We start from the raw sequence: 15096 nt of genomic DNA, 5'->3' as shown, positions 1-15096 counted from the left end.
CTCGCCGTGAAATGCCGATTTCCCTGCGGTTATGCTCTGGAAGCATGACCGTGGAACTGCGGCACCTGCGGGCTTTCCTCGTCATCGCCGAGGAGGGCAACATCACCCGGGCCGCCGCCCGCCTCCATGTGAGCCAGCCCGCGCTGTCGCGCACACTGCGCCGGCTGGAGGACCATCTGGGTGCCCGTCTCGTCGACCGCTCGACCCATCATCTGGAGCTGACCGCGGAGGGCCGCGTCTTCCGGGACAAGGCCGCCGCGGCGCTGTCCGCCGTGGACACCGCCCTGGATCCGGGCGGGCTGCGGAGCTGGCCCCTGCGTCTGGGCCATCCCTGGGCGGCGCTCGGCGACCACACCGTCGCGCTGCTGCGCCGCTGGGACGAGGCCCACCCCGGCACCCGTCTCGAACTGCTCCGCGTCGACGACCGCACGGCGGGCCTCACCCAGGGCAAGGTCGACGTGGCCCTGTTGCGCGGGGCCGTCACCGCGCCCGGGCTCCGCGCCGAGCTGCTGACCTGGGAGGAGCGAGTGGTCGTCCTCCCGTCGGACAGCCCGCTGACAGGCCTCCCCCGGGTCACCCTGGCCGATCTGGTGGACAGTCCGATCGCCGTCAACGTCGTGTCGGGTACGACGACGATGGACCTGTGGCCGCCGACGGCCCGCCCGTCCGCGACCATCGAGGTGACCAACACCGACGAGTGGCTCATGGCCATCGCGGCGGGCCGCGCGGTCGGCATCTCGACGACGGCCACCCCCAGCAACCACGCCCACCCCTCGCTGGTCCACCGCCCGCTCACGGACGCCCCGCCCGTCCCCGTCGTCCTCGCCTGGCGGGAGGGCGCGGGCCATCCGGCCCTGCCCGACCTGGTCACCCTCGCCCACGAGGTCCTGGCCGGCCCACGGCCCTGATGCCGGCCGTATTGTTCGGCGCGTGGTCGACAACACACTGATGCGGCTGCCCGACATGCCGCTGCACGATCCGTTCGTCGTCGCCGACGAAGACACCCGCACCTACCACCTCTACACCTCCAACGACCCGTCCGTGTCCGGCGTCGAGGGCACCGGCACGATGGTCTACCGCAGCACCGACCTGCGGGACTGGACGCCTCCCGTGCCGGTCTTCCTGACCGCCGACCAGAAGAACCTGTGGGCGACGGACGGCGGTTGGGCACCGGAGGTGCACAAGTGGGCGGGCAGGTACTACCTGTTCACCACCCTCCACGACGAGGACCGGCCGCTGCCCGTACCGCCGCCCAACCAGTGGGGCACCCCGTTCCAGCTGAGGAACCATCTGCGCGGCACCGTCACCGCCGTGTCCGACTCCCTGCTCGGCCCGTTCACCGTCGTCGACCCCGAACGCCCCACCCCTCCCCCGCACTTGATGACCCTCGACGGCACGCTGCACGTCGACCGGGACGGGCAGCCCTGGATGGTCTACGCGCACGAATGGCTGCAGACGATCGACGGCACCATGGAGGCGATCCGGCTGGCCCCGGACCTGACGGAGACCATCGGCGACCCGGTGTTCCTCTTCAAGGCCTCCGACGCGCCCTGGCTCGGCGAGCAGATCCCCGCCGGCGTCCCGGGACAGCTGCCTCCGTACATCACCGACGGCCCCCAGCTGTACCCCACCCCGGACGGCTCGTTGCTCATGCTGTGGTCGACCTACGAGAAGAACCTCGTCGGCCCGGACGGCAACATCAGTGGCGGTTACGTCCAGACGTACGCCGTCTCGGAGTCCGGTCACCTCCGGGGCCCGTGGCTCCAGCGGCGGCCGCTGGTCCGTGCCGACAGCGGCCACGGCATGCTGTTCCGCACCTTCGAGGGCCGGCTGACGATGATCCTGCACCGGCCGTTCGAGAACGCCCGGGGGAAGCTGTACGAGATGGAGCTCGACGGTCATGAGCTGCGGGTCGTCCGCCAGCGCACCGACCTCGACGGCGGCGGCTGACCGTCTACGGTGAGGGCATGACCGCACCGCGCTGGCTGGACGAGGAGGAGCGCCGCGCCTGGTACGCCTTCGTGGCCGCCGGGGCGCTCATCGACCGGCGCCTCGACCAGCAGCTCAAGGACGACGTGGGGATCACGCATCTCCAGTACGAGATCCTCGTCCGTCTGGAGGCCGCGCCGGACCGCGAGATGCGCATGAGCGCGCTCGCCGACGCGCTGTTCCACACCAAGAGCGGACTGACGTACCAGATCGGCCAGTTGGAGAAGGCGGGCCTGGTGAACCGTCGTTCCTGCCCGAGCGACACCCGCGCGGTCTACGCCGTCCTGACCGCCGCCGGCCGCCGCATGCTGGAGCGGGCGGCGCCGGGCCATGTGGCACTCGTCCGCGAGCTGCTCATCGACGTGCTGACCCCGGAGCAGCTGACGTCCCTCGCCGACGGGCTGGGCGAGGTCAACCGCCGTATGGGGGCGGACTAGCGGGGCGGTGCCGTGGTGCCGCGTACCTCCAGGGCGGGCGTGGCGAGTTCGACCTCGCGCGGCCGGTCCGGGTCCTCGATCCGGTCGAGGAGCCGCTGGGCCGCCCGCCGGCCCACGTCGTGGCTCGCGTTGTCCACGGTCGTCAGCCACAGATGGCGCAGCCGGGACAGATAGGTGTTGTCGTAGCCGACGAGGGACAGGTCCCGCGGCACCCGCAGGCCGCTCTCCTCGGCGGCGGACAGCGCGCCGACGCAGGTCATGTCGTTGGCGGCGAAGATCGCGGTGGGCCGCCGCGGGCGGCTGAGCAGTCGTACGGTGGCCCGGTAGCCGCCCTCTTCGGTGAGGTCACCCTGCTCAGTGACCCCGGTCAGCCCCTGCTCCCCCATCACCGCCTCGAAGCTCCGCCGCCGCAGCTCGCCCACGGCTCCCTGCGCCGCGATGTGCGCGATGTGCCGGTGGCCGAGCCCGATGAGGTGCTCGGTGGCGAGGCGGGCGCCCAGTTCGTCGTCGTTGGCGACGACGTCCACGCCGGGCAGCTCCGGCTCGCGGGCGCCGGCCACGACGGTCGGGACCTGTCCGGCGGCGGTGCGCAGCGCCTCGGGGTCCTGGAGGGTGCCGACCGCGATCAGTCCGTCGACGCGCAGTTCGGTGAAGGTGCGGGTGAGGTCCTCGCCGAGCCGGCGGTTGAGGTGCCCGTCGGCGAGCAGGGTGTGCAGTCCGCTGTCGTAGAGCCGGGAGTTGAGGCCGTCGAGGAGTTCCACGAACCAGGGGTTGCGCAGATCGTTCAGGAGCACGCCGACCGTGCGGGTGCGGCGCTCGCTGAGGCTGCGGGCGGCGGCGTTGGGCCGGTAGCCGAGTTCCTCGACGGCGGCGAGGACGGCCGCGCGCTTCTCGGGACGTACGCCCTCGGAGCCGCGCAGCACCAGCGAGACCAGCGACTTGGACACGCCGGCGCGTTCGGCGACGTCACGGATGGTCGGGGTCCTCATGGATGGACCGTTCCACATCTGCCGTTCGCCTCGCAATCCCTTGACACGCACGATGAACGGCTCCATCGTGAGCCACCGGGCCTTTGGAACGGTCCAAAGCTTGGTCCAAAGCTCCAGGGCAGGTACGAGGAAGGGCGGTCATCGTGGACAGGCTCGGCATCGCCGTGGTGGGTTTCGGCTGGATGGGGCGGGTGCACACCCAGGCCTACGCCCGGCTGCCGCACCATTTCCCGCAGCTGCCGCTGCGGCCCGAGCTCGTGACCGTCGCCGACGAGGTGCCCGGCCGCGCCGAGCAGGCCGCGGGGCAGTACGGCTTCGCGTCCGCGGTCCGCGACTGGCGCGAGGTGGCCGCCGACCCGCGGGTGCAGGCCGTGAGCATCACCGCCCCGAACTTCCTGCACCGCGAGATCGGCGTCGCGATGGCCGAGGCGGGCAAGCACATCTGGATCGAGAAGCCGGTCGGTCTGACCGCCCAGGACGCCGGCGCGGTGGCCGACGCGGTCGCCAAGGCCGGCGTCCAGGGCACGGTCGGCTTCAACTACCGCAACGCGCCCGCCGTCCAGGCCGCCCGGGAGCTGATCGCCGCCGGCGAGATCGGCACCGTCACGCACATCCGCGTCCGCCTCTTCAGCGACTACGCCGCCCATCCCGAGGGCGCCCTGACCTGGCGGTACGAGCTGGAGCGCGGCGGCAGCGGAGTGCTGGGCGACCTCGCCTCGCACGGTGTGGACCTCGCCCGCCACCTCCTCGGCGACATCGAGTCGCTGACCGCCGACACCGCGATCTTCGTCCCCGAGCGGGCCCGCCCCACCGGCGCCACCGCGGGCCACACCCGCGCGACGGGCGGCGAGCTGGGCCCGGTCGAGAACGACGACTACGTCAACTGCCTCCTCCGCTTCTCCTCCGGCGCCCGAGGCGTCCTGGAGGCCTGCCGGGTCTCGGTGGGCGAACAGAACAACTACGGCTTCGAGATCCACGGCACCACCGGCGCGGTCTTCTGGGACTACCGCCGCATGGGCGAGCTCGGCGTCAGCCGCGGCACGGCCTACCAGGACCAGCCCGTCAGCACGGTCTACGTCGGCCCGGGCGCGGGCGAGTTCGGCGCCTTCCAGCCGGGCTCCGCCAACACCATGGGCTACGACGACCTGAAGGTGATCGAGGCGTACGGGTTCCTCCGGTCGATCGCCGAGGGCACCCCGTACGGCGCGACACTCCAGGACGCGGTGGCGAGCGCGGCGGCACTGGACGCGATGACACGGTCCGCGGAGCGGCGGACTTGGGTGGATCTCGCGTGAGCGCCGGACGGTCCGCATCCGTCTTCCATCCACCGGGGGAAGCCGCGCGATGAGCCATGTCACAGGCTCCTCGGCGGCGGTCGGGGGACGACACGGAGTAGGTTGGGTTCAAATTTGAACGACTAAGACGCACGACCCCAGCCTGGGAGGACGCCATGCGCGTCGCGATCACCGGATCCACCGGACTCATCGGTTCCGCCCTCACCCGCTCGCTCCTCGCCGACGGCCACGGCGTCGTCCGCCTCGTCCGCGGCCGATCGGCCGTCGCCTCCGAGGACGGTGCCGAGTCGGCGTGGTGGGACCCGGTCGGCGGCGAGGTCCAGCCCGGCGCGCTGGACGGCGTCGACGCGGTCGTGCATCTGGCGGGCGCCGGGATCGGGGACCGGCGCTGGAGCGCCGCGTACAAGGCGGAGATCCGCCGCAGCCGGACCGCCGGGACGGAGACCATCGCGCGGGCCTGCGCCGAGGCGGCCGCTCCCCCGCGCGTGCTCGTCTCCGCGTCCGCGACCGGCTACTACGGCGACACCGGTGACCTGGTCATCGAGGAGAGCGCGCACGCGGGGGACGACTTCCTGGCGGACGTGTGCGCCGCCTGGGAGGCCGCCGCCGACCCGGCCCGGGAGGCCGGCGTCCGGGTCGTGCATCCGCGCACCGGCCTCGTGGTCTCGGCGCAGGGCGGCGCCTTCGGCAGGCTGCTGCCGCTGTTCCGCTTCGGGCTGGGGGGCCGACTGGGCTCGGGCAAGCAGTACTGGCCGTTCATCTCGCTCACCGACCACATCGCGGCGCTGCGTTTCGCGATCGCCGCCGAGGAGCTCTCGGGGCCGGTCAACTTCACCGCCCCCGAACCGGTGACCAACCGCGCCGCCACCGAGGCGCTGGGCCGGGCGCTGCACCGGCCGACGCTCGCCGCCGTGCCCGCGTTCGCGCTCCGGGCAGCGATCGGGGAGTTCTCGACGGGCATCACGTGCAGTTGCCGTGCCGTGCCGTCTGCCCTGCTCAAGGCCGGCTTCGAGTTCGCGCATCCGACCGTCGACGAGGCGCTGGGGTCCGTGCTCGGGACGAACTGACGGCACGAAGAAGGGCCTTCACAGACTGTCGCCTGTGAAGGCCCTCTCACACCGTCGGGACGACAGGATTTGAACCTGCGACCCCTTGACCCCCAGTCAAGTGCGCTACCAAGCTGCGCCACGTCCCGGTGTCCGTCTGACCTGGGGTTTCCCCCGGCCGAACGTGCAGTGAAACAATACCGCACTCGGGTCGGTGGTCGCGCACCCGTTTATCGGGGCGAAGCCACGGCGTCGGCGCGCACCAGGTTGCGTATCGCCGGCACCGAGAGCAGGGCACCGCAGACGACCAGGCTCATCACCCCGGCGACGAGCAGCACGTGGTCGGCGCCGAGGGTCGCGGCGGACGGGCCCGCGAGCGCCTGGCCGACCGGCATCAGGGCGAGGGAGCCCGCGACGTCGTAGGCGTGGATGCGGTTGAGAGCGTCCGGCGGGACCTGGGTCTGGATGCTGGTCGACCACATCACGCTCCAGAACGCCATGCCCGTCCCGGCGACGGCGGCTCCGGCCATCATGGCGGGCACACCGAGGCCCGCGCCGACGGCAGCCGGGAAGGCTCCGAAGCCGACCAGGGCGATCGATCCGGCGCGCAGCATCCGGCGCGGGCGCAGCCGCAGGGCGAGGAGTCCGCCGACGACGGTGCCGGCGCCGAGCGCGGAGTTCACCAGGCCGTAGGCGCGCGGGCCGTGGTCCTGGACGACCTCGGTGGCGACCAGCGGGACGGTCGGGCCGGACACGGAGATCATGTACAGGCCCCAGACGGCTATCACTCCCCACAGCCAGGTGCGGGCTCTGAACTCCCGCCAGCCGGTGACCAGATCGGCCCGGAAGGTACGGGCCGCCCGCGGCGCCGGTCCGTCGTCCGGGGCACGCGGCGGCAGCCGGAGCGCCAGCAGGCACAGGGCGCTGACCGCGTACATGGCGGCGTCCAGGGCGAAGACGCCGCCGGCCGAGGCGAAGGCGACGAGCAGTCCGGCGAGGGCGGGGCCGGCGAGCTGGGCGCCGGCCTCCGCGATGCGTATCGCGCCGTTCGCGCCCTGCACATCGCCGGCCAGCCGCGGAACCGTGCTGGCGACGCCGGGTTGGAACAGGGCGCCCGCCACGCCGTTGACGAAGCCGAGGGCGCAGATCTGCCACAGCACCACATGCCCGGAGAAGAAGAGCGCGGCGGCGAGGGTCTGGGTGGCAAGGCGCACCAGGTCGGCGCCGATCATCACCTTGCGGGTGTCGAAGCGGTCGGCGATGACACCGCCGAAGACCACGAGCCCGGCGAAGGACGCGGCCGAGGAGGCCATCGCGAGGCCCACCGCGCCCGCCCCGTACCCGTGCTCCAGCAGGCCGGCGGCGAGGGCGACGGGGAGGATGGTGTGACCGAGGGCGGCGACGGCCCGCGCGACGAAGAACAGGGCGAAGTCCCGTGACCAGACGGCGGACACGGCCGCTTCACTCGCCCGGCCAGGGGTGACGTCCTCGGCGCTCGCGCCGTACGCCTCCCCCTTCGACGACACCCTGGTCATCCGCACACCCCTCCCGGCACCATCCGCACCCGCACCCGCAGGCGCCCCACCCGCCACGCCTCCGGATCATGCCACGGGGCACTGACAGCGCCCGGGGAATTTCAATCGCCGACCGGACGCCCCAACTCCGGATAACTGTCGAGGAGTCGGGGCGGGGCGGCCTGGCGCCAGGAGTCGGCCAGGATGTCCCGCAGTTCGTCCTCGTCCTCCAGGGCGGCGAGGCGGGCCCGGACCCAGGCGAACTGCGCCTCGTGGTCGGCGATCCAGAACTTCTCCGGCTCGGCGAGCACCAGTTCGTCCCGCTCCTCCTTGGGGCAGCGGACCGCGAGGGAGGTCTCCTCCTCGGGCAGCGTGGCGAACATCTTCCCCGCGACCCGGAACGTGGGCATGCTCCAGGCGATCTTCTCCGTGGTGTCCGGCAGGGACAGGGCGATACGGCGTACGTCTTCGGCATCCGGCATGACACGCACCGTAGCGGCTGCCACTGACAATCACCTGGTGGGAGCGGTTGTCCCGAGCTTCTTGTAGTAGAGGGTGGTGCCCCGGAGGACCCCGGCCGGATCGGCCGCGTAGTCGGGGATCACGCCGGCCCTGGTCCATCCGGCCGCGGTGTAGAGGCGTTCCGCCGGGCTGTCGGTCTCGGTGTCGAGGTGGAGCAGGGTGATGCCGGCTTCGGCGGCGGCCTGTTCGGCGGTCGTCAGGAGCCTGCGCCCGAGCCCACGCCCGCGCGCGCCCCGGTGGACCATCAGCTTGACCAGTTCGGCGCGGTGGCGGCTGTTGGGCTTGTCGGGGAAGGCGAGGCTGACGGTGCCGAGCGTCCGGTCGTCGGCGCGGGCGATCCAGACGGCGAGCCCGCCGGACGCCACTCCGGCCGCCCGTTCCTTCCACCAGGCGACGGCCGCCGCGCGGTCGAGGGGTGCGAGGAAGCCGATGGAGGCGCCGCCGTCGACGGTGTCGGCCATCAGGTCGGCCAACTCCTCGACGTACCGCTGCGCTTGGTCGGCATCGAGCCGGGTGACGATCACGGCAGGACCACCGCCAGCACGTACCGCACCGGCCCCGGCCCGGCGCACCGGAACCGCGTCGGCCCCCACACCCGCAGCCGCAGACAGTCCCCCGCGTCGAGCCGGTGCCCGACGTCCTGCGCGGTCATGTCAAGCGCGCCCTCCAGCACCCAGATGTGCTGTTCGAGCCCGGGCACGGGCGGCCTGTCGTACGCGATGTCGGCGCCCGGGGCGAGCCGTCCCTCGACGAGTTCGCCGCGCAGCCCGCTGTGGGGCGGTGACACGGAACGCCGTACGAAACCGGAGGCCCGGTCCTCCCACACGGGCTGCTCGGCGGCCCGGACCAGGAGCGGGGGCTCGGTCTCGACCTCGCTGAGCAGCTGGGACATGGTCCGTCCGTGGACCGCGCACAGGCGGTTCAACAGGGAGGCGGTGGGGCTGATCTCGGCGCGCTCGGCCCGCGACAGCGTCGACTTGCTCACGCCGGCGCGCTCGGCCAACTCCCCGAGGGACCAGCCGCGTTCGGCGCGCAGTTCGGCCAGGCGGGCACCCAGTCGGGCGTCGACGGGGTCCGGGGCGGTCTCGACTTCCGCTTGTCTCATATCCGGGACGCTATCCCGGATATGAGACAGCCCAGGTTACGTCCCGCTCTCCGCCGCCCCCGCCAGCGCCTCGATCACCGGCCGGATCAGCGGATGCCCCTCCGCGCCCCGGCGTACCGCCGCGAACACCCGCCGAGTGGGCGCGACGCCGTCCACCGGCCGTACGACGACACCCGTGAGGTCCATGCCGATCAGCGCCGAACGCGGTACGAGCGCCACGCCCGCGCCGGCCGAGGCGAGGGCGACGACCGCACGGAAGTCGTCCGAGGAGTGTTCGAGACTGGGCTGGAAGCCCGCGTTCTCGCAGGCCAGGACGACGACCTCATGGCAGGGGTTGCCCGGGTAGGGCCCGATCCACGGGTCCTTGGCCAGCTCCGCCAGCGGCACCTCGCCGGCCTCCGCCAGCCGGTGGCTCACCGGGACGACCGCGTCGAAGGGCTCGGCGTACAGGGAGACGTGGGTCAGACGGGGGTCGTCGGCCGGGGGTGCCCCGCGGTACTCGACGGCGACCGCGACATCGACCTGCCGGTCCAGGACCATCGGCAGACTGGCGTCGCCCTCGGCGTCCTGGACGCGGATGCGGATGCCCGGCGAGGTCACGGCGAGCCTCGCCACCGCGGGCGCGACGACCAGGGCGATGCCGGTCGCGAAGGAGGCGACCGTGACCGTGCCGGCCTCGCCCGAGCCGTACGCGGCCAGTTCGGCCTCCGCGCGCTCCAGCTGGGCGAGGACGGCGTTGGTGTGGTTCAGCAGGATCTCGCCGGCCGCGGTGAGCCGTACGCCCTTCGCGCCGCGTTCCACCAGGCGGTGCCCGGTCTCCTGCTCCAGGGCCGTGAGCTGCTGGGACACCGCCGAGGGCGTGAGATACAGCGCGGCGGCAGCCGCCGTCACCGTACGGTGGTCGGCCACCGCCCGGAGGATGTGCAGCCGCCGCGCTTCGATCATGGGATCGATTGTCTCAAATGTCGCCGTGTGCTCGGGCTCAGCCCGCCGCCTCCGCCTCCAGCTCGTCCCGGGCCGCGACGAAGGCGTCCACCGCGCGGTTCACGTCCTCGGTGGAGTGGGCCGCGGAGAGCTGGACGCGGATACGGGCGGCGCCCTGCGGCACCACCGGGTAGGAGAAGCCGATCACGTACACACCGCGCTCCAGGAGCAGCTCCGCGAGGCGGCCCGCCTTGGCCGCGTCGCCGATCATCACGGGGGCGATGGCGTGATCGCCGGGGAGGATCTCGAAGCCCTCCTCGGTCATCCGGCGGCGGAACAGGGCCGTGTTCTCGTTCAGCCGGACCCGCAGGTCGTCGGCCGACTCCAGCAGGTCGAGGACCTTGAGGGAGGCGGCGGCGATCACCGGGGCGAGGGTGTTGGAGAACAGGTACGGGCGCGAACGCTGGCGCAGCAGGGCGACGATCTCCGCGCGGGCGGCCACATAGCCGCCGGACGCGCCGCCGAGCGCCTTGCCGAGGGTGCCGGTGATGATGTCTACGCGGTCCATGACGCCGTGCAGCTCGGGGGTGCCGCGACCGCCGGGGCCGACGAAGCCGACGGCGTGCGAGTCGTCGACCATGACCATGGCGTCGTAGCGGTCGGCGAGGTCGCAGATCTCGCGCAGCGGGGCCACATAGCCGTCCATGGAGAACACGCCGTCAGTGACGATCAGGCGGCGGCGCGCGTCGGAGGCGTCCTTCAACTGCCGTTCCAGGTCGGCCATGTCGCGGTTGGCGTAGCGCAGGCGGCGGGCCTTGGACAGGCGGATGCCGTCGATGATCGACGCGTGGTTGAGGGCGTCGGAGATGACCGCGTCCTCGGGGCCGAGGAGGGTCTCGAAGACACCGCCGTTGGCGTCGAAGCAGGAGGAGTAGAGGATCGTGTCCTCCTGGCCGAGGAAGGCCGAGAGGCGGGCCTCCAGCTCCTTGTGCACCTCCTGCGTGCCGCAGATGAAGCGCACGGACGCCATGCCGTAGCCCCAGCGGTCGAGCGCTTCGTGGGCGGCGGCGACGACCTCGGGGTGGTCGGCGAGACCGAGGTAGTTGTTGGCGCAGAAGTTGAGGACCTCACCGGGACGGCCGCCCGCGGTGACGTTCACGGTCGCGGACTGCGGGGTGCCGATGACGCGCTCGGGCTTGTGCAGACCGGCGGCGCGGATCTCGTCGAGGGTGGCGCGGAGATCGTCACGGACAGAGTCGAACATGGGAGGGGCTCCTAAAGAGTTACGCGGTCCGGAGTTACTCGGTCCAGTCGAGGATGACCTTGCCGCCGCGGCCGCTGGCGGCGTCCGCGAACGCCGCCTCGTAGTCGCGGTAGCCGTAGCGGCCGGTGATCACGGGGGCGAGGTCGAGGCCGCCCTCCAGGAGGACCGACATCGCGTACCAGGTCTCGAACATCTCACGGCCGTAGATGCCCTTGATGGTGATCATCGAGGTGACGACGCGGGCCCAGTCGACCGGGAACTCCTGCGCGGGCAGGCCGAGCATGGCGATCCGGCCGCCGTGCGTCATGTTGGCGATCATGTCGCGCATCGCGGTCGGGTTGCCGGACATCTCCAGGCCGATGTCGAAGCCCTCGCGCAGCCCGAGGGAGCGCTGGCCGTCGGCGATCGAGGACTCGGCAACGTTCAGGGCGAGGCTGACGCCGATCTTGCGGGCGAGGTCGAGGCGCTCCTCGCTGACGTCGGTGACGACGACGTTGCGGGCCCCGGCGTGCTTGGCCACGGCCGCCGCCATCAGGCCGATCGGCCCGGCGCCGGTGATCAGCACGTCCTCGCCGACCAGCGGGAAGGACAGCGCGGTGTGCACGGCGTTGCCGAACGGGTCGAAGATCGCGGCCACGTCGAGGTCCACGGGGACGCGGTGCACCCACACGTTAGAGGCGGGCAGGGCGACGTACTCCGCGAAGGCCCCGTCGCGCCCGACGCCGAGCCCGACCGTGGCCCGGCACAGGTGGCGGCGGCCGGCGAGGCAGTTGCGGCACTTGCCGCAGACGAGGTGCCCCTCGCCGCTGACCCGGTCGCCCACGGCGATGTCGACGACGTCACGGCCGGTCTCGACGACCTCGCCGACGAACTCGTGCCCGAGTACCAGCGGCGTACGGATCGTCTGCTGCGCCCAGCCGTCCCAGGACCGGATGTGCAGATCGGTGCCGCAGATGCCGGTGCGCAGCACCTTGATCAGTACGTCGCCGGGTCCCACGGCGGGCTCGGGGACGTCCGCGAGCCACAGTCCGGGCTCCGCCTTCTCCTTGACCAGCGCCTTCACCGCTACGGCTCCTGAGGGTGAGTTCCCGCGCGCGGGCACGCCGAAGGGGCCCGCAGCCGGGAAGAGGGGTGGAATCGCGTAGCAATCTGCCGTACGACGCCCCCTCAGGTCCATCGAGGTTTTCTTAAGCGCCGCCGCAGATCTTCTTCACGCCACCCTTGGGTGGGGAACACCGCCGCCGACCGGCCCGTTGGGAGGGGCGAGGATGCCTGCGACCGATGTGGAGCCGCCGATGAACACCGCACGTGATCTCGCGATCGTCGCTCTGGCGGCGGGCCAGGACAGACCCGTGGAACAGGGCGATCTGTCGCTCGCGCTCGCGGCCTCGGAGCTGCTCGACCTCGTGGAGACGGGCGCGCTCGCGCTGGACGGCGACCATGTCGTGCCCGGCGCTCAGTCGGCGCCGGTCGACCGCCTGCTGACGGAGGCCGCCGCCACCGTCGTACGGCAGGAGCCGTACGAGTCGGTCGAGGACTGGCTGTGGCGCCGGGGCCGCGGGCTCTCCGCGGCGTACGACTCCGCGCTGGAGCAGGAGGGGCTGACCGCCCGCCCGCGCGGGCTGCGCATCGCCCGGCAGGCCGGACACGCCGAGCTGGTGGACTCGCCGGAGCGGCACCGCGCCGAGGCGCGCCGGGCCTCGGGCGAGCCGGTGTTCGCCGCCCTGGCCGCCGCGGCCGGCATCCAGGAGGAACCGGCCGGTGACGCGGCGGACCTCACCGACGACACCGTGACGACCGTGCTGGCGGCCGTCGGGGACGCGGTGATGGAGCTGGAGGCGGTGCGCCAGCGGCGGGCCATCGAGAGCGCCGCGTTCGACAACGTCTGGCGGGGCGGGGTGTGAGGGCCGACGGGGCGTCAGGGCGTACGAAGCCGGCACACGTTCACAGGGGCAGGCCGTCCGCCTCCATCTGCTCCACGCGCGCGACGAGTTCGGCCGCCGCCGACTTGATGGTCTCCAGACCGCTCTTCCCCCAGGGCCGCGGCTCCACATCGGCGACGCACACCGTGCCGAGGACCATTCCCCCCCGGTCGATGAGCGGTGCGCCCAGATAGGAGCGGATGCCGAACTCGTCGACGACGGGATTGCCGGCGAACCGCGGATAGTCGCTGACGTCCTCCAGGACCAGTGCCTTGCGCCGCACCACCACATGCGGGCAGAAACCCTGGTCACGCGCCAGCCGGCGGCCGAGCTCCGGCTTGGTCCCGTCCGCGTCGACGAGGACCGGCCGGACGGCCGGGAGGTGCAGCCCGGCGAAGAACTGCCCGTGCTCGTCGAGGAAGTTGACCATGGCGTACGGCGCCCCGGTCACCTCGGCGAGCCGGTCGGCGAACGCGTCGAGCGCGGGCTCCGGGCGCTCCCCCAGGCCCAGCCCGTGCAGTCGGCGGGCCCGGGCGGGGGCCTCCTTGTCCTCGGGGGTGAGCAGCAGGCGACCGGCGGGACGCACGGGGTCGTAGCTCATCGGCGGGTTCCGGCGCGGTGGGCGAAGGTCATATGCGGCTCCGTGGAGTTGTGGGCGACAAGGTGTGCACGGCGGTCACCGGTGGGCGCCGTGGCTCGGCGCGGGCGCCGGGGCGTGGGCGATGAGGTGGCGTACGAGGGTCAGCAGGGTCTGGACACCCGAACTGGAGATCCGGGCGTCGCAGCGGATGACGGGGATCTCCGGGGCGAGGTCGATGGCGGCGCGGACCTCCTCGGGGTCGTAGCGGTACGAGCCGTCGAACTCGTTGATCGCGACGATGAATCCGAGGCCGCGCTGCTCGAAGAAGTCGACGGCCGCGAAGCAGTCCTCCAGGCGCCGGGTGTCGGCGAGGATGACCGCGCCGAGCGCGCCCTCCGAGAGCTCGTCCCACATGAACCAGAACCGCTCCTGCCCGGGCGTGCCGAACAGGTACAGCACATGTTCCGGGTCGAGGGTGATGCGGCCGAAGTCCATGGCGACGGTCGTCTCGACCTTGTTCTCGATGCCGTCGAGGTTGTCGGTCGCGGCGCTGACCGTGGTGAGCAGTTCCTCCGTGCTGAGCGGGGCGATCTCACTGACCGCGCCCACGAAGGTCGTCTTGCCTACTCCGAAGCCTCCGGCCACCAGGATCTTGAGTGCGGTGGGGAAGGGGTCAGAGCTGTCGTCGTAGTCCATCGAGCACTGCCTCCAGAAGAGCCCGGTCAGTGGGGTTGTGGTGGAACTCCGGGGGTTTGGTGGTGAGCGCCCCGCAGTCGACGAGGTCCGACAGCAGCACCTTGGTGACCGCGGCCGGCAGCTTCAGATGTGCGGCGACCTCGGCCACCGAGACGGGCGCGCGGCACAGGTCGAGCGCCTGCGTGTGCTCCGGGCCGAGGTAGCCGAGCGGGGTGGCGCCGGTGGCCATCACCTGCGACAGGAGGTCGAGCGCGACGGTGGGCCGGGTACGTCCGTTGCTGACCGTGAAAGGGCGCACCAGGCGTCCGGCCGCGTCGTCGAGCCAGGGCCCGTCGCCGGCCGCCGCCACGCTCAAGGCCTCATCACCGGGGACGCCGGGGACTCGACGGTGTGCTGCCGGGGTGCGGTCACCAGATAGGGGCGAACGCTCTTGACCAGCATGGCCATCTCGTAGCCGAGGACGGCTGCGTCGGCCTCGCGGCCGGCGAGCACGGCGAGACAGGTGCCGGAGCCGGCGGTCGTCACGAACAGCAGGGTGGAATCGAGCTCGACGACCACCTGGCGGACGTCTCCGCCGTCACCGAAGCGGACGCCCGCGCTGCGTCCGAGGGAGTACAGGCCGGAGGCCAGGGCGGCCATGTGGTCGGCGCTGTCGGTGTCGAGCCCGTGGACCGACTTCACGAGCCCGTCGCAGGACAGCAGAACCGCGCTGGTGGTGTGCGGTACGCGCTGCACGAGGCCGCTCATCAGCCAGTCGAGATCGGATACATGGCCGGTCGGCGCTTCGCTCGCCATGGTGGATCGACTCCTTGA

At 72.2% G+C, this 15096-nt stretch carries 18 protein-coding genes and 1 tRNA gene; 6 read left to right on the top strand and 13 right to left on the bottom strand.

Features of this window, described 5'->3' with window-relative positions; translation table 11 throughout:
- Positions 1 to 44 precede the first annotated feature (44 nt).
- Genes CRP56_RS35870 through CRP56_RS35860 form a run of 3 tightly spaced genes read left to right on the top strand, consistent with a single transcriptional unit; the run spans position 45 to position 2426 of the window.
- Complete coding sequence (locus tag CRP56_RS35870; protein ID WP_097271184.1) at positions 45 to 908, top strand: LysR family transcriptional regulator; 864 nt, start codon at positions 45 to 47, stop codon at positions 906 to 908.
- A 40-nt stretch (positions 909 to 948) separates the two neighbouring features.
- On the top strand, positions 949 to 1950 hold the full coding sequence (locus tag CRP56_RS35865; protein ID WP_097274775.1) for a glycoside hydrolase family 43 protein: 1002 nt from the start codon (positions 949 to 951) through the stop codon (positions 1948 to 1950).
- Between the two features lie 17 nt (positions 1951 to 1967).
- On the top strand, positions 1968 to 2426 hold the full coding sequence (locus CRP56_RS35860) for a MarR family winged helix-turn-helix transcriptional regulator (RefSeq protein ID WP_097271182.1): 459 nt from the start codon (positions 1968 to 1970) through the stop codon (positions 2424 to 2426).
- Here the strand turns inward: CRP56_RS35860 and CRP56_RS35855 are convergent.
- Positions 2423 to 3415, bottom strand: coding sequence for a LacI family DNA-binding transcriptional regulator (locus tag CRP56_RS35855; RefSeq protein WP_097271180.1), 993 nt, complete (start codon positions 3413 to 3415; stop codon positions 2423 to 2425). The genes CRP56_RS35860 and CRP56_RS35855 overlap by 4 nt on opposite strands.
- A 140-nt stretch (positions 3416 to 3555) precedes the next feature.
- Between CRP56_RS35855 and CRP56_RS35850 the strand changes: the two genes are divergently transcribed.
- A complete protein-coding gene (locus tag CRP56_RS35850) occupies positions 3556 to 4710 on the top strand; it encodes a Gfo/Idh/MocA family protein (protein WP_097274771.1) in 1155 nt (384 codons plus the stop codon).
- A 155-nt stretch (positions 4711 to 4865) separates the two neighbouring features.
- On the top strand, positions 4866 to 5777 hold the full coding sequence (locus tag CRP56_RS35845; RefSeq protein WP_097271178.1) for a TIGR01777 family oxidoreductase: 912 nt from the start codon (positions 4866 to 4868) through the stop codon (positions 5775 to 5777).
- A 54-nt stretch (positions 5778 to 5831) separates the two neighbouring features.
- Here CRP56_RS35845 and CRP56_RS35840 read toward each other — a convergent pair.
- The 8 genes from CRP56_RS35840 to tdh all read right to left on the bottom strand — a co-directional run bounded on the left by CRP56_RS35840 (position 5832) and on the right by tdh (position 12148).
- Positions 5832 to 5905, bottom strand: a tRNA-Pro gene (locus tag CRP56_RS35840).
- Positions 5906 to 5986: 81 nt separating this feature from the next.
- Positions 5987 to 7291, bottom strand: coding sequence for an MFS transporter (locus CRP56_RS35835; protein ID WP_097271176.1), 1305 nt, complete (start codon positions 7289 to 7291; stop codon positions 5987 to 5989).
- A 101-nt stretch (positions 7292 to 7392) separates the two neighbouring features.
- Positions 7393 to 7752, bottom strand: coding sequence for an MmcQ/YjbR family DNA-binding protein (locus CRP56_RS35830; protein ID WP_179851202.1), 360 nt, complete (start codon positions 7750 to 7752; stop codon positions 7393 to 7395).
- A 30-nt stretch (positions 7753 to 7782) separates the two neighbouring features.
- Entirely contained in the window at positions 7783 to 8316 is a 534-nt protein-coding gene (locus CRP56_RS35825) for a GNAT family N-acetyltransferase (RefSeq protein WP_097271172.1), read from the bottom strand.
- Positions 8313 to 8897 (bottom strand): helix-turn-helix domain-containing protein, encoded by a 585-nt coding sequence (locus CRP56_RS35820; RefSeq protein WP_097271170.1) that lies wholly within the window; start codon positions 8895 to 8897, stop codon positions 8313 to 8315. The genes CRP56_RS35825 and CRP56_RS35820 overlap by 4 nt, the downstream gene beginning before the upstream one ends.
- A gap of 36 nt (positions 8898 to 8933) precedes the next feature.
- Positions 8934 to 9842 (bottom strand): LysR family transcriptional regulator, encoded by a 909-nt coding sequence (locus CRP56_RS35815; RefSeq protein ID WP_097271168.1) that lies wholly within the window; start codon positions 9840 to 9842, stop codon positions 8934 to 8936.
- A gap of 37 nt (positions 9843 to 9879) precedes the next feature.
- A complete protein-coding gene (locus CRP56_RS35810) occupies positions 9880 to 11085 on the bottom strand; it encodes a glycine C-acetyltransferase (RefSeq protein ID WP_097271166.1) in 1206 nt (401 codons plus the stop codon).
- Between the two features lie 34 nt (positions 11086 to 11119).
- Positions 11120 to 12148, bottom strand: a complete 1029-nt coding sequence (gene tdh, locus CRP56_RS35805) for an L-threonine 3-dehydrogenase (protein WP_097271164.1) — start codon at positions 12146 to 12148, stop codon at positions 11120 to 11122.
- A gap of 232 nt (positions 12149 to 12380) precedes the next feature.
- Here tdh and CRP56_RS35800 point away from each other — a divergent pair, with 232 nt between their 5' ends.
- Positions 12381 to 12989 (top strand): GPP34 family phosphoprotein, encoded by a 609-nt coding sequence (locus CRP56_RS35800; RefSeq protein WP_097271162.1) that lies wholly within the window; start codon positions 12381 to 12383, stop codon positions 12987 to 12989.
- Positions 12990 to 13029: 40 nt separating this feature from the next.
- Here CRP56_RS35800 and CRP56_RS35795 read toward each other — a convergent pair whose 3' ends face one another.
- The 4 genes from CRP56_RS35795 to CRP56_RS35780 form a co-directional block, all read right to left on the bottom strand.
- Positions 13030 to 13608: a GAF domain-containing protein gene (locus tag CRP56_RS35795; protein ID WP_097271160.1), complete on the bottom strand. Its 579-nt coding sequence runs from the start codon at positions 13606 to 13608 to the stop codon at positions 13030 to 13032.
- Between the two features lie 75 nt (positions 13609 to 13683).
- Positions 13684 to 14283 carry a GTP-binding protein gene (locus tag CRP56_RS35790; RefSeq protein ID WP_097271158.1) on the bottom strand — a complete coding sequence of 200 codons (600 nt, stop codon included), beginning with the start codon at positions 14281 to 14283 and terminating at the stop codon, positions 13684 to 13686.
- Positions 14261 to 14632, bottom strand: a complete 372-nt coding sequence (locus tag CRP56_RS35785; RefSeq protein WP_059194968.1) for a DUF742 domain-containing protein — start codon at positions 14630 to 14632, stop codon at positions 14261 to 14263. Before CRP56_RS35785 ends, CRP56_RS35790 begins: the two co-directional genes overlap by 23 nt.
- A gap of 2 nt (positions 14633 to 14634) precedes the next feature.
- Positions 14635 to 15078, bottom strand: coding sequence for a roadblock/LC7 domain-containing protein (locus CRP56_RS35780; protein ID WP_097271156.1), 444 nt, complete (start codon positions 15076 to 15078; stop codon positions 14635 to 14637).
- Positions 15079 to 15096: the final 18 nt, after the last annotated feature.

The organism is Streptomyces sp. TLI_55 (genome assembly GCF_900206255.1).
Lineage (GTDB): Bacteria > Actinomycetota > Actinomycetes > Streptomycetales > Streptomycetaceae > Streptomyces > Streptomyces aquilus.
This window is presented reverse-complemented; position numbering and strand designations above follow the sequence as displayed.